Below are 13,827 nucleotides of genomic sequence, written 5' to 3'. Positions count from 1 at the left end.
GCCCGCGCGACCGCGCCCCTGCTCAGACCAGCTGGTTGCGGATCGCATAGACCGTGACGGCCGCGTTGTTGGGCAGGTTGAGCTTCTCCAGCACGCGCGAGCGGTAGACGCTGACGGTCTTCGGGCTGAGCTTGAGTTCCTCGGCGATGTCCGACAGGCGCTTGCCCGAGGCGATCATGGTCAATGTCTGCAGCTCGCGGTCGGAGAGCACCGAATGCGCCAGCGTGTTCTCCTGCGCCGGGCGCGACACCGTCTCGGCCAGCATCTGCGCCACCTCCGGCGTGACGTACTTGCGCCCCTGCGCCACCAGGCGCGTGGCGGTGATCAGCTCGGCGGGGTCGCCGCTCTTGCTGACGTAGCCATGGGCGCCGGCCTTCAGGCAGCGGATCGCGTACTGCTCCTCGGGAAACATCGAGACCACCAGCACCCGCACCGCCGACTCGGCATCGGCCAGCGCCGACAGCACCTCCAGCCCGCCGCGCCCCGGCAGGGCCAGGTCGAGCAGCAGCACGTCGCAGTGGACGTGGCGCAGCAGCTCGCGCACCTCCGCGTAGCTCGCCGCCTCGCCCGTCACCCGCACGTCGACGGCCTCCTGCAGGGTCTGTCGAATGCCGCGACGCACCAGGGCATGGTCGTCGCAAATCACCACATCGATCATCCGGGTCTCCCATCCACGCCGTGCGCTTCCTCGTCGTCGTACTCGTCGCCATCGTCCGCCCCCCTGCGCGGCGGCGCGGGCATCGTCAACCGCACCGCCGTGCCCCGGCCCGAGCGGCTGTCGACGGCGAGGTCCCCGCCGGCGTCGCGGGCGCGTTCGGCCAGTCCGCGCAGGCCGAAGCCGCCGCCGGCGACCGGATCGCCCTCGTGCCCGCGGGATTCCGGCGCCGTGCCGAGGTCGAAGCCGGGGCCGTCGTCGCGCACCTCCAGCCACATCGACGCGGCGTCGCGGCCGGACGACAGGGTCACGGCGCTGCCGGGTGCGTGGCGCGCGACATTGGCCAGCGCCTCCTGCACCGTCCGGTAGACCGCCAGCCGCGCGGGCGCCGGCAGGGCGTCGAAGTCCGACGACACCTCGAAGGCCACTGGCCGCCCGTGGCGCTGCTCGAAGCCGCGCACCAGCGCGCGCAGCGCCGGCATCAGGTCCTCCGACAGGTCGGGCGGGTACAGGCCCCAGACCAGGCGCTGGGTCGCGGCCATCGCCTGGCGCAGCGCCTCGTGCGCCGAGGCGACGTGCGCCGCCGCCTCGGCATGGTCGGGGTGGCGCGCCACCCAGGCCAGGTCGAAATGCGCCGCGCCCAGCGCGCTGCCGATGTCGTCGTGGATCTCGCGCGCCAGCGCGCTGCGCTGGGCTTCCAGGAGATCCTGCACGACGCCGGGCACGAGGTCGTCCACGCCCCGCGCCGCCATCGGCAGGACGGCCGGCAGGTGAGGAAACGGCGTGGGGAGGGACCTCGGCATCGTGGCGGGATGATAGTTGACGAATGTAACCAACCTTGTCAGAAAACGACGGCGAGCATGCGCTCACCTCGCATGCGGCGCAGGCGCGCGAACGCGGCGTCCCGCATCGCCGTTCGTCGAGGGGCCGGGCTCGCGGCCGTCCCCGGCACCGCCGGAGTTCGTCGGGCTTCCCGCGATGACGGCTGACGGTGCGGATCGCATCGCCTCGGCTATGGTGCCGCCCACCCGGCTCCGGCACCCCGCCGAGCCGGTCGGCACCACAACTCCAAGAACGCCGCCTGCGCGGCACCGAACGTCCCATGAGATCCCTGCGCGGCCAACTGGTCTTCTTCTGGCTGCTCCTGCTGGGCGTGTGCGCGGCCCTGGCGGTCGTGATGGTCACGCTCTACCGCAGCAGCGTCGGCGTGCAGATCGCCACCGGCAGCGCCGTCGCCGAACGCGCCTGCCGCGAGATCGCGACGCGCTATGCCCGCTCCCTGCCGGCCCCCCTGCCCGCGCGGCCGCAGCTCGACCTGCTGCAGGTGCTGCTGCAGCTGGTGCTGCTGGAGGCGCCGCAGGTCGAGGGCGGCGTCTGGCAGGTGGCCGACGGCCTGGTGGCCTATGCCTATCCGACCTACGAAGGCGGCGGCGCGAAGCGCGACATCCCGGCGGCCGAGCAGCCGCTGATCGTCGAGACCGCCCGGCAGGCCGCGCGCACGCGACAGGCGCGGACCGACGTCGTGCGCGGCAGCCGCGAGGCCCTGATCGTCACGGCCTGCCCGCTGGCCGCGACCGGCGACGACCTGGCCGCCTGGACCATGACGCGCACCCACGCCGGCGCGCTGGACGCCCAGGCCAGCGTGCGCGCCGGCCTGGTCGCGCTGATGGCGGCGGTGATCGTCTCCGGGCTCTGGCTGGGGCTGATCCTGCGGCGCGGCCTGCGCCACGTGCAGCGGCTCGAGGCGAGCCTGGCGCGGGCCGAGGGCGACGTGGTGCCAGTGCTGGAGGCGACCGGCGTGCGCGAGCTCGACCGCATCGTCGACGGCTTCAACCGCTACCGCCTGCGCTTCGAGGAGGCACGCGCGACCCTGCGCGAGGCCGCCCGCCAGCGCAGCCGCGACCAGCGCCTGGCCGCGCTCGGCCGCATGACCGGCGGCATCGCCCACGAGATCCGCAACCCCATCGCCGCCATGCGGCTGAAGGCCGAGAACGCCCTGGCCGGCACGCCCGCGCGCCAGCCGGACGCCCTGCGCGCCATCGTCGGCCAGATCGACCGGCTCGAAGGCCTGGTGCAGAGCCTGCTGGGCCTGGTGCAGCCGCTGGTGCTGGCGCCGCGCGCGGTCGCGCTGCCGGCCTGGCTCGACGAGCGCGCGGCGGCGGTCGAGGCGCGCGCGACCGCCGCGGGCGTCGAGGTGGTCGTGCGGCACGACGGCCCGGCCACGGCCGTGTTCGATCCGATGCACGTGGCGCGCGCCGTCGACAACCTGCTGGACAACGCGGTGCGCCACACCCCGCGCGGCGGCCGGGTCGTGCTGGCGGCGTCGCGCGACGATGCCGCCGCGACGGGCCCCGCCCCGGCGCCGCTGCGGCTGCGCGTCGACGACACCGGCGCCGGCGTGGACGAGGCCCTGCAGTCGCAGCTCTTCGAGCCCTTCGCCACCGGCCGCGCCGACGGTACCGGCCTCGGTCTGGCGCTGGCACGCGAGGTGGCGCTGGCCCACGGCGGCGACCTGCGCCACATCGCGCTCGACCCCGGCACCCGATTCGAACTGGAGATCCCATGGCGCGCCTCCTGATCGTCGACGACGACACCGCCTTCCGCGAGACGCTGGCCGAGACGCTGCAGTCCCTCGGCCACGACACCGTCGAGGCCGGGAGCGGCCACGCCGCGCTCGACGTCCTGCGCGGCGGCGGCGCGCGCTTCGACGCCGTCTTCCTCGACCACCGCATGCCCGGCCTGGACGGCCTGCAGACGCTGTCGGCCATGCGCTCGACGCTCGCGCGGGTGCCGCCGGTGATCGTGCTGACGGCCTACGCGAGCGGCGCCAACACCATCGAGGCGATGCGCCTGGGTGCCTTCGACCACCTGGCCAAGCCGATCCGCCGCGACGCCGTGGCCGAGGTGCTGGCGCGTGTCCTGCGGGTGGAGACCGGCGAGCCGGCCGGCCGGCCGGCACCCACCGATGGCGATGCCGACGGCGAAGCGCCCGACGAACTGATCGGCCCGAGCGCGGCGATGCGCGAGGTGCACAAGCGCATCGGCATGGCCGCGGCCAGCGCGGCGCCGGTGCTGGTGCTGGGCGAGACCGGCACCGGCAAGGAGATGGTGGCGCGCGCCCTGCACCGCCATTCGGACCGCGCCGGCGCGCCCTTCGTGGCCATCAACTGCTCGGCCATCCCGAAGGAGCTGCTGGAGAGCGAACTCTTCGGCCACGTGCGCGGCGCCTTCACCGGCGCCACCGGCGAGCGCGCCGGCTGCTTCCGCGCGGCCGACGGCGGCGTGCTGCTGCTCGACGAGATCGGCGACATGGCGCTGGACGTGCAGGCCAAGATCCTGCGCGCGCTGCAGGAGGGCGAGGTGACGCCGCTGGGCAGCCACCGCACCGTGAAGGTCGACGTGCGCGTGGTCGCGGCCACGCACCGCGACCTGGCCGCCGCCGTGCGCGACGGACGGTTCCGGCAGGACCTGCTCTACCGGCTCGACGTGCTGTCGATCCGCGTGCCACCCCTGCGCGAGCGGCGCGACGACATCGCGGCGCTGGCCGGGCACTTCCTGCGCCGCGCCGCCGCGCCGGACGCGCCCAAGGTGCTGTCCGAGGGCGCGGTGCGCCGGCTCGTGGGCCACGGCTGGCCGGGCAACGTGCGCGAACTGCGCAACGTCATGGCGCGCTGCCAGGCCCTGGTGCGTCATCCGGTGATCGGCGCGGCCGACCTGCCCTTCGACGCCGATGGATCGCCCTCGCCAGCCCCGCCGCCGGGCGCGGGCGGGACGGCGTCCGGCGCGCTGCCGGCCGAGTGGCTCGGCGGCGAGCTGCCGGCCGCCGTCGAGCGCCTGGAGCGCCTGCTGATCGCCGACGCGCTGGGCCGCGCGCAGGGCAACCGCGCCGAGGCCGCGCGGCGCCTGGGCATCCACCGCCAGCTGCTCTACCGGAAGATCGCGCAGTACGGGCTCGAATGACCGGAGCGCCGACCCACCGCCACGCCGCCGACATCGCCATCGCTTCCAATCGCCCCCTTCTCGTTTCCGCCTCGCATCCCATGACCGATTCCGCCGCCACCGCCGACCCTGCCCGCTCCGCGACCTCCGCGTCCGCCCCGGACCCCGCCGAGGGCGAGGCGCCGCCCGGCGGCAACGGCCTCCTGTGGGTGCTGGTGGCGGTGGCGGTCGTCTTCGCCCTGCTGCGCCCGCGCGCCCCGCTCGACTACGTGAGGCTGGTCGACTGGCAGACCGTCGGCGCGCTGGCCGGATTGCTGGCGATCACGCAGGGCGTGGAGAAGAGCGGCATGCTGCAGGCGACCGCGCAGCGGCTGCTCGCGCGCGTCACCAGCCTGCGCGCCCTGGCGCTGCTGCTGGTGGGGGCGGCCGCCGTGCTCTCGGCCCTGGTCACCAACGACGTCAGCCTGTTCCTGCTGGTGCCGCTCACGCGCGTGCTGGCCACCCAGGCGCACCTGCCGCTGGCCCGGCTGGTGGTGCTGGAGGCGCTGGCGGTGAACGCCGGCTCGGCCCTCACGCCGATCGGCAACCCGCAGAACCTCTACCTCTGGCACCGCTCGGGCGACAGCTTCGTCGGCTTCATGGGGATGATGGCGCCGACCGTGGCGATCGTCCTGTTCTGGCTCTTCGTCGCCACCTGGCTGCTGGTGCCGAAGACGCCGGTGACCCTGCGCGCGGGCACCGAGGCGGCCGGCGTGCAGCCCCGGCTGCTGACGCTCGCGGGCGCGCTGTTCCTCGTCTTCGTGGTCGCGCTCGACCGGCACTGGCTGCTCGCCGGCCTGGGGATCGTCTTCGGTGCCTTCCTGCTGCTGTACCCGCGCGTGCTGCGCGGGGTGGACTGGGCGCTGCTGGCGATCATCGCGCTGATGTTCGTCGACCTGCGCCAGCTCGGCGAGCTGCCGGTCGTCGCCGGGCTGCTGCACCAGTGGCCGATCGCCGAGGGCTGGCACGCCTACCTGGCGGCCATCGCCGCCTCGCAGGTGATCAGCAACGTGCCCGCCGCGATCCTGCTCGACGGCCCGGTGCGCGACCTGCCGGCCCTGGCCGCGGGCGTGACGGTCGGCGGCTTCGGCTGCGTGCTGGGCTCGCTGGCCAACCTGATCGCGCTGCGCCTGGCGCGGGTGCCCCACGGACTGCGCGAATTCCACAGGATCAGCATCCCGTTCCTGCTGGTGTGCGCGGCATCGGCGGTGTGGCTGCGGATGGGCTGAGGCGGCTCGGATGCCGACGACAGGGCGCCCGCGGAAGCCACCGGCGGAGGTCCGCCGGAGGTCCGGCGAACGTCCGGAAAACGGACGTTCGGTTGTCCGCGTTTCATGCAGCCGCGCGGTTCGAAACGACGCAAGTCGTTGATCCACAAGGAAACGTCCGCTGGCACGAAGCGTGAGAGTGTGAAGTACGTCACATCCAAAGGAGTTCTTCCATGCGACCGTCCCTTCGTCCCGCCGCCTTCGCGGCCCTGATCCTCCTCGGCGCCGGCACCCTGGCCCAGCAGGCCTTCGCCGACGCGCCCACGCCCGACACCCCGCCGGCCCCGATGTCGTCGGCCACGACGCCACCCCCGCCGCCCGCCGGTGCCGACGCCCCCCGTGGCCGCGCCGAGCGCGCCGACCCTGCCGGTCCCGCCGGCCGACCCGCACCGGCCGACCGCATGGGCCGCGCCGGTCCCGCCGACGGCGCCGCGCCGGCCGACCGCCCGGGTCGTGCCGGCCCTGCCGGCCGCGCCACGCCGCCGCCCGCCCCCACGGCCGATGCCGGCGCGCGGATGCCGGTCCTCACCGGCCGCGTGCAGCGCTGGCTGGTCAATCCCAACGGCGAGGTCGACGGCCTGCTGCTGGCCGACGGCACGCAGGTGGCCTTCCCGCCGCACCTGTCGGCCGCCGCGCAGCAGTTGCTCAAGCCGGGCGACGGCGTGCGCGTGGCCGGCTGGCGCACGCCCGACGCGCCGGTGGTGCGCGCCTCGAGCCTGACGGCGACGGCCAGCGGCCGCAGCCTGGCCGACACGCCGGCCTCCGCCAGCCCGCCGCCCCCGGCGCCGCGCGACCCCGGCGCGCTCACCGCCATGAGCGGCAGCGGCCGGATCGCCCGGCTGCTCCACACCGGCCGGGGCGACGTCAACGGCGTGATCCTGGACGACGGCCTGATCGTGCGCTTCCCGCCGCACGTCGGCGCCGAGCTGGCGTCCTCGCTGCAGCCGGGCGCCACGATCAGCGCCAAGGGCTGGGGCAGCCGCGGCGCCCAGGGCCGCGCCTTCGAGGCGACGGCCATCGGCACCACGGCCGCCGACATGCGCGAGGTCTTCGCCGGTCCGGGCCGCGCGCCCGGCGCGCCGCGCGGCCCCGGCGCCGCGGGCGGTCCGCGCGCTCCCAGTGCGCCGGGCGCCGCGGCGGCTCCCGACGCACCCCGCCCCGCCCCGCAGGCCGGCGCCGTGCCGCCGCCTCCGCCGGGCGCGCCGTCCGCATCGAACGTGCCGGTCGCACCACCGGCCGGCGCCTGAGCCGCCGCCGTGCCGCTCCCCGTTTCCCGCTTCCCCCGCTTCATGTTCACCTCCCCGAAAGCTCCCATGCCCCACACCCGCGACCCCATCGCAGCCCTCGATGCCCAGGAGGCGCACGACGCCGAACGGGCCCTGAAGGCCCGTGACGCCCAGCCCGATCCCGAGGGCGGAACCGAAGCCGAGACCGAGGCCGCCGACGCCGTCGACGTCTGGGCCGTCGAAGGCGTCTTCCAGCAGCTGGTCTACAGCCCGAAGGGCGCCGTCGAAGGCGTGCTGATCGACACCGACGGCATTCCGACCCAGTTCGTCACCGACCCGCACGACGCGCCGACCACCGAGCTCCTCGCGGCCCTGAAGCCCGGTCAGACGCTGGTGCTCGAAGGCATCGACGCCGGTCCGTCCCCGAAGGGCGAATCGCCGCACGCGGTCTACCGGTTCGAGCGCCTGGCCGCCGTCGACGGCCGGCCGCCCGAGCCGGCGCCGCCGCACGCCAGCGTCTCCGGCAAGGTGGTGCGCCTGAACCACGCCCGCCACGGCGCGCCCAACGGCGTGCTGCTCGACAGCGGCGACTTCGTGCACACCCGGCCCGACGGCTTCGAGACGCTGGGCTTGAAGGTCGGCGACACGCTGGAGGCCGAAGGCCCCGCCCGGCCGCTGGCCACCGGCACCGGCCGCGTGATCGAGGCGCACCGCGCCAACGGCCACGCCCTCGCCCCCCGTCGCTGACGACACCCGAGGAGCCCGCCATGGCCGCCACGCGCGATCGATCGTCCTCCCTGCTGGCACTCACGATGCTGGCCTTCTTCATGGCCGACGTGCGCGACGGGCTCGGTCCGTTCCTCGCGACCTACCTGCAGGAGAACCACGTCCGCCAGGACCTGATCGGCTACACCATGACCGCCGGCGGCCTGGCCGCCGTGGCCATGACGCCGTTCGCCGGCGCCTGGGTCGACCGCTCGACGGCCAAGCGCGCCATGACGGCGGCCTCCGGCGTCGCCGTCCTGGCGGCCAGCGCGCTGGCCTTCACGACGCTGTCGGCGCCGCTGCTGATCGCCTCGCAGATCGTCACCGGCCTCGCGGGCGCGCTGCTGGCGGCGGCGCTGGCGGCGCTGACGCTGGGCCTGGCGCGCTCGGAGGGCTTCAAGCACCAGACCGGCCGCAACGAGGCCTTCAGCCACGCCGGCAACATGATCTCGGCCGTCGGCGCCGGCGCGGTCGCGCACCTCTTCGGCGCGCCGTGGATGCTGGCCGTGATGGGCGCGATGACGCTCGGCGCGCTGCTGGCGGTGCGCACCATCCGCGCCGAGGACATCGACCACGAGGCCGCGCGCGGCGACGAGCCGCAGGACCCGCCGCCCGAGCCGACGGCCACCGACCCGCAGGGCCACGAGCGCATCGGCGCGCTGCTGAAGAACAAGGGATTGCTGCTGTTCGCGCTGACGCTGGCCTTCTTCCACCTGGGCAACGCCGCGATGCTGCCGCTGATCAACCAGCGCCTGGCCGCCACGGTGGCCGACTCGGCGCCGCTCCTGTGGACCGGCATCGCCATCGTGGTCGCGCAGCTCACCATGATCCCGGTGGCGCTGTGGGTGTCGCGCAGCAAGCGTTTCGACGTCGCCTGGTTCGTCTACGCCGCGATCCTGGTGCTGCCGCTGCGCGGCGCGCTGGCCTATGCCTTCGCCAGCCAGTGGAACAACATCCCGGTGCAGATCCTCGACGGCCTGGCCGCCGGCGCCATGGGCGTGGCGACGCCGCTGCTGGTGCAGCGCTACGTGCGCGGCAGCGGCCGCTTCAACACCGCGCTGGGCTTCGTCATGACGCTGCAGGGCGTCGGCGCGGCGCTCAGTCCGGGCATCGCCAACGTCATCGTCGGCGCCGAGGGGCGCTTCGGCCTGGCCTTCATGTGCCTGGCCGGCGCGGCCCTGCTGGCGCTGCCGGCGTTCTGGCTGGCCCAGCGCGGCGCGCCGTCGCAGGCGCCGGCCGACGCCGGCGCCGCGGTCGCGCGCGGCGCCGCCCCTCAGGCCTGAACGGCGGCGGCGGATTCGAGTTCGGGTTCGGGCGCCGGCAGCGCGGCGAGGAATGCCGGTGCCGGCAGCGCGGCGGGCGACCGCGGCGCGCCGAGCGACCACAGCGCCATGGCGCCCGCCGTCATCGGCCGGGCGTAGAGGAAGCCCTGGAACTCGTCGCAGCCCATGGCCGCCAGGATGTCGTGCTGCGCCTGGCGCTCGACGCCCTCGGCCACCACCCGCAGGCCCAGGGCGTGCGCCAGCCGGATCACCGCCTCGACCACCGGGCGCGAATCCTCCCGGGTGTCGAGGTCGGCGACGAAGCTGCGGTCGATCTTGAGCTGGCGCGCGGGCAACTGGCGCAGGTAGCTCAGGCTCGAATAGCCGGTGCCGAAGTCGTCGATCGACAGGAAGACGCCGATGCCTTCGAGCCCCTGGAAGGTGCGCTGCGTGGCCGCGATGTCCTCCATCGCGACCGACTCCGTGATCTCGCACATCAGGCGCGCGGCCGGCACGTCGTGGCGCAGGAGCGACCGCTCGATGCGCTGCGCCAGGCCGCTCTCGCGCAACTGCAGCACCGACAGGTTGACCGCCACGTTCAGGTGCAGGCCCTCGGCGCGCCAGGCCGCGATCTGCCGGCAGGCCTCGTCGATGATCCAGTCGCCCAGGCGCACGATGAGGCCGAAGCGCTCGGCCAGGCCGATGAACTCCAGCGGCGCGAGCATCCCGCGCTCCGGGTGGTTCCAGCGCACCAGCGCCTCCACGCTGTCGACCCGCCCGGTGGCGCCGTCGAGCTTGGGCTGGTAGTGCAGCTCGAACTGGCCGAGGTCGACCGCGCGGCGCAGGTCGCTCTGCAGTTCCAGCTGGCTGTGCGCGTCGGCCCCCATGTACGACTCGAAGATCGCGTAGTTGCCGCCGCCGGTGCGCTTGGCCGCGTACATGGCCGCGTCGGCGTTGGCGATGAGCTTGTCGGCCTCGCCCTCGAGCGGGTGGATCACGATGCCGATCGAGCAGGCGATCTGCACCTGCTTGTCCAGCACCTCGAAGGGCGCCGACAGGCTCGCCAGGATGGCGTTGGCCGCCTGCGCGCAGTCGGCGACGTCCTGGATGCCTTCGAGCAGCACCAGGAACTCGTCGCCGCCGATGCGCGCGACCGTGTCGCCCTCGCGCGCGAGCGAGCGCAGGCGATCGGCCGTGGCGCTCAGGATGCGGTCGCCGGCGACGTGGCCGAACGAGTCGTTGACCGGCTTGAAGCCGTCGAGGTCGATGAACAGCACGGCGATGCGCTCCTCGATCTGCAGCTGGTTGGCGCGCGCCATGCGCCGCAGCGCGTGGTTCAGGCGGTCCTCGAACAGCACCCGGTTGGGCAGGCCGGTGAGCGCGTCGGTGAAGGCGCGCCGCGAGAGCTCGGCGTTGGCCGACTGCAGCTGCGCGTTCGATTCCTCCAGCGAGCGCGACAGGCGCCGCGCCACCACCTGCAGCCGCGCCTCCAGCAGCGAGGTGAACAGCGTGCCGCCCAGCAGCAGGCACGAGGCCACCACCACCAAGCCCGTGAGGCCGGCGCCGCTCAGGGCGTCGGCGCTGCGGCACACCGAGCCGACCGGGAAGCTCGCCGCCGCCATGCCGGTGTAGTGCATGCCGCAGACCGCCAGGCCCATCACCAGCGCGGCCAGCAGCTGCACGCCCAGGCGCCGCTCCTGGCGCTGCCGCACCAGCGCGAAGATGCCCATCGCCGCCGCCGAGGTGCCCACCGCGATCGCCGCCGACAGCGCGACCGTGCCCCGGTCCCAGACGATGCCCGGCGCCATGTCGAGCGCGGCCATGCCCGCATAGTGCATGGCGCAGATGCCCGCGCCCATCGCCAGCGAGGCGATGCCCAGCCGCTTGACGCTGAAGTCCTTCTGGCTCGACACCCACAGCGCGATGCCGGAGGCGGCCACCGCCACGGCCCAGGACGCCAGCGTGAGGTTGCCGGCGAAGCCCAGCCGGATCGGCAGCGAGAAGCCCAGCATGCCGACGAAGTGCATCGCCCAGATGCCGGTGCCCATGGCGACCGAGCCGACCGCCCACCAGACCTTGTCGAGGCGGTCGTCGGCACGGCGCACGCGCTGGGCCAGGTCGAGCGCGACGAAGGCCGCCAGGGTGGCGATCAGCAGCGAGGCCGCGACGATCCACGGGTCGTGGCCGGTCGGGAGGTAGGGCGAAGGTGAGTTCACAATTGCCGAGGATACCGTTTGTATCCAAATGTCAAAAGGGAAATCCCCCGGCATCGCGACCCATCGTGTGCGGTTCTCTACGATGACGGCCTTTCCGATCGACGCGACGCCGACGCCGCATCGATCGCCATCGACCCTCTTCGACGCCGCCACGGATCCCGCATGGACCTCCTTCCTCCCTCCCGCGCACGCCGCGCCGTGCTCGCCGCCGGCCTCCTCGGCCTGGCCGCCCCGGCCTTCTCGCAATCCGCCGCCGCGCAACCCGCCGCCTGGCCGACGCGCCCGGTGCGCCTCCTGGTGGGCTTTCCCGGCGGCTCCACGCCCGACATCGCCGCCCGCGTGCTGGCCGAGCCGCTGTCCCGGGCCCTGGGCCAGCCGGTGGTGGTGGACAACAAGCCGGGCGCCTCCGGCAACATCGCGGCCGACGCCGTGGCCAAGGCCACCGACGACCACACCCTGGGCATCGTCATCAACGGCAACCTCACGTCGTCGAAGATGCTCTATCCCCGGCTGCCCTACGACCCGGCGAAGGACTTCACCGAGCTGTCGCTGATCGCCACCGCGCCGCTGATGCTGGTGGCCGCCGGCGACGTTCCCGCCGGCCGGGACTTCCTGGCGGCCGCCCGCGCCTCCGGCACGAAGTGGAACTACGGCTCGGTGGGCGTCGGCTCGGTCGGCCACCTGGGCATGGAGCTGCTGAAGGACCGCGTGTCCGGCCTGGACGCCCAGCACGTGCCCTACGCCGGCAATCCGCAGGTGGTGACGGCCATGATCGGCGGCCAGGTGCAGCTGGCCCTGGTGCCGCCGGCCATCGCCATCCCGCAGGTCAGGGCCGGCAAGCTCCGTGCCATCGGCCTGACCAGCGGCCGCAGCACCCTGGCGCCCGAGTACCCACCCCTGACCGATCTGGGCGTGCGCGACTTCGACCTGGAGGTGTGGACCGCCCTGCTCGGCCCCGCCGGTCTGTCGAACGCCGCCAAGGCCCGCATCACCCGCGAGATCGCCGTCGTCATGAAGAACCCCGAGGTGCGCCAGCAGCTCTTCGACAAGGGCTGGCAACCGGTCGGCACCTCGCCCGAGGGCCTGCGCGCGCGCGTGCGGCAAGAGGCGGCGATCATGGGGCGGATCATCCAGGCGCGGGGGATCACGCTGCAGTGAGGGCGAGGGATCGGCGGCGCCTTGCGGAACGGCCGGTCCTCGGCGATATTCGCAATTCGCGAATCAAGAATATGGCGGCTGCATGGATGTCAAACCGCAGGATCTTCTCGTGCTGCTGAAGGTGGCGGCACATCCACCCCAGCGCTGGACCTATGCCGCGCTCGGCACGGCCCTGGCCATGAGCGCATCGGAGGTACACGCCAGCGTGCGGCGTGCCGTGGCCAGCGGGCTGGCCGTGGCACCGTCGCGCGGCGAATGGTCCCCGGTGCGTCCAAGCCTGCTGGAGTTCATGGTGCATGGCGTGCGCTACGTCTGGCCGGTCACCGTGGGCCCGGTCAAGCGCGGCGTGCCGACCTCCTTCGGCATCGAGCCGCTGTCCAGCCAACTGACGGCGGCACCGGGCGAGGCGCCGGTTTGGGCGCACCCCTCGGGCAGTGCCAAAGGACCCACGTGGTCGCCGCTGTATCGCACGGCCGCGCAGGCCGCGCTGGCCGATCCGGCCCTGCACCGCCTGCTGGCGTTGCTCGATGCCTTGCGTGCTGGTCGCAGCCGCGAACGCGCACTGGCTGCTCAATTCATGCAAGCCGCATTGACGGCCGAACCCGCGCAAGCCGATGCGCTCCGCTGACCCGAACTTGGCGCAGTTGCGTCGCATCGCCAAGGCCCTGGGCGATCTGCGCGAGCAGATGGTCTTCGTGGGCGGCGCGGTGGCCGGCCTGCTGGTGACCGATCCGCTGGCCGATGGCGTACGCGCCACGCGGGACGTGGATGCGGTGGTCAACGCGGACTGGCTCGGCTTCCACCGCATCGAGGAGCGGATGGCGCAACTCGGCTTCATGCGCGACGCGGGCAGCGAAGTGATCTGTCGCTGGATCCACAAGGCCTCGGGCCTGCTGTTCGACCTGATGCCGGTCCAGCCCGAGGTGCTGGGTTTTTCCAATCGCTGGTATCCCTATGCGGTGGAGACGGCGGAACCGGTGGATCTGGGCGAGGGCATCGTCATCCGCCTGGTCAGTGCCGTGGCTTTCGTGGCGACCAAGCTGGAAGCCTTCGCCCATCGTGGCGGTGGAGACTTCCTGACGAGCCATGATCTGGAAGACGTCATGAACATCGTCGACGGGCGCGAGGAACTGGTGGTGGAAATGGCAGCAGCGCCCGAGGCGTTGAGAAGCGCGTTGTCTTCCTCGCTGGCCACGCTGCTGGCGCACCCGGATTTCGCGAACGTACTTCCAGGGTTGATCGCCGAGCCGGAACGCGCGGACTTGGTGATGGGCCGCCTGAGGAGGCTGAGCCGATAAG

12 protein-coding genes are annotated in these 13,827 nt (G+C 73.7%); 9 read left to right on the top strand and 3 right to left on the bottom strand.

Annotated features, from left to right (window positions below; translation table 11 throughout):
* Nucleotides 1–22 precede the first annotated feature (22 nt).
* Nucleotides 23–658: a response regulator gene (locus tag ABID77_RS00825; protein ID WP_429589530.1), complete on the bottom strand. Its 636-nt coding sequence runs from the start codon at nucleotides 656–658 to the stop codon at nucleotides 23–25.
* Nucleotides 655–1,458, bottom strand: a complete 804-nt coding sequence (locus ABID77_RS00820; RefSeq protein WP_429589527.1) for a sensor histidine kinase — start codon at nucleotides 1,456–1,458, stop codon at nucleotides 655–657. The genes ABID77_RS00825 and ABID77_RS00820 overlap by 4 nt, the downstream gene beginning before the upstream one ends.
* Nucleotides 1,459–1,757: 299 nt before the next feature.
* Between ABID77_RS00820 and ABID77_RS00815 the strand changes: the two genes are divergently transcribed.
* The 6 genes from ABID77_RS00815 (at nucleotide 1,758) to ABID77_RS00790 (ending at nucleotide 9,175) form a co-directional block, all read left to right on the top strand.
* Nucleotides 1,758–3,233 (top strand): sensor histidine kinase, encoded by a 1,476-nt coding sequence (locus tag ABID77_RS00815; protein ID WP_429589524.1) that lies wholly within the window; start codon nucleotides 1,758–1,760, stop codon nucleotides 3,231–3,233.
* A complete protein-coding gene (locus ABID77_RS00810; protein ID WP_429589521.1) occupies nucleotides 3,218–4,615 on the top strand; it encodes a sigma-54-dependent transcriptional regulator in 1,398 nt (465 codons plus the stop codon). The genes ABID77_RS00815 and ABID77_RS00810 overlap by 16 nt, the downstream gene beginning before the upstream one ends.
* A gap of 80 nt (nucleotides 4,616–4,695) precedes the next feature.
* Nucleotides 4,696–5,862: an SLC13 family permease gene (locus ABID77_RS00805; protein ID WP_429589518.1), complete on the top strand. Its 1,167-nt coding sequence runs from the start codon at nucleotides 4,696–4,698 to the stop codon at nucleotides 5,860–5,862.
* Nucleotides 5,863–6,074: 212 nt separating this feature from the next.
* Nucleotides 6,075–7,148, top strand: coding sequence for a hypothetical protein (locus tag ABID77_RS00800; protein WP_429589515.1), 1,074 nt, complete (start codon nucleotides 6,075–6,077; stop codon nucleotides 7,146–7,148).
* A gap of 66 nt (nucleotides 7,149–7,214) precedes the next feature.
* Nucleotides 7,215–7,874: a hypothetical protein gene (locus ABID77_RS00795; protein ID WP_429589512.1), complete on the top strand. Its 660-nt coding sequence runs from the start codon at nucleotides 7,215–7,217 to the stop codon at nucleotides 7,872–7,874.
* 20 nt (nucleotides 7,875–7,894) lie between these two features.
* On the top strand, nucleotides 7,895–9,175 hold the full coding sequence (locus ABID77_RS00790; protein WP_429589509.1) for an MFS transporter: 1,281 nt from the start codon (nucleotides 7,895–7,897) through the stop codon (nucleotides 9,173–9,175).
* Here ABID77_RS00790 and ABID77_RS00785 read toward each other — a convergent pair.
* Nucleotides 9,166–11,424, bottom strand: coding sequence for a putative bifunctional diguanylate cyclase/phosphodiesterase (locus ABID77_RS00785; protein WP_429589506.1), 2,259 nt, complete (start codon nucleotides 11,422–11,424; stop codon nucleotides 9,166–9,168). The genes ABID77_RS00790 and ABID77_RS00785 overlap by 10 nt on opposite strands.
* Nucleotides 11,425–11,532: 108 nt before the next feature.
* On the opposite strand from ABID77_RS00785, the gene ABID77_RS00780 reads away from it, so the two are divergent.
* The 3 genes from ABID77_RS00780 (at nucleotide 11,533) to ABID77_RS00770 (ending at nucleotide 13,826) form a co-directional block, all read left to right on the top strand.
* Nucleotides 11,533–12,528, top strand: coding sequence for a Bug family tripartite tricarboxylate transporter substrate binding protein (locus ABID77_RS00780; RefSeq protein ID WP_429589503.1), 996 nt, complete (start codon nucleotides 11,533–11,535; stop codon nucleotides 12,526–12,528).
* Between the two features lie 82 nt (nucleotides 12,529–12,610).
* Nucleotides 12,611–13,156, top strand: a complete 546-nt coding sequence (locus tag ABID77_RS00775; RefSeq protein ID WP_429589500.1) for a hypothetical protein — start codon at nucleotides 12,611–12,613, stop codon at nucleotides 13,154–13,156.
* Nucleotides 13,143–13,826: a hypothetical protein gene (locus ABID77_RS00770; RefSeq protein ID WP_429589497.1), complete on the top strand. Its 684-nt coding sequence runs from the start codon at nucleotides 13,143–13,145 to the stop codon at nucleotides 13,824–13,826. The genes ABID77_RS00775 and ABID77_RS00770 overlap by 14 nt, the downstream gene beginning before the upstream one ends.
* Nucleotide 13,827: the final 1 nt, after the last annotated feature.

The organism is Variovorax sp. PvP013, assembly GCF_050435945.1.
Lineage (GTDB): Bacteria > Pseudomonadota > Gammaproteobacteria > Burkholderiales > Burkholderiaceae_C > Variovorax.
Note: the sequence above shows the minus strand (reverse complement) of the source record. Positions and strands in the feature narration are given on the sequence as shown.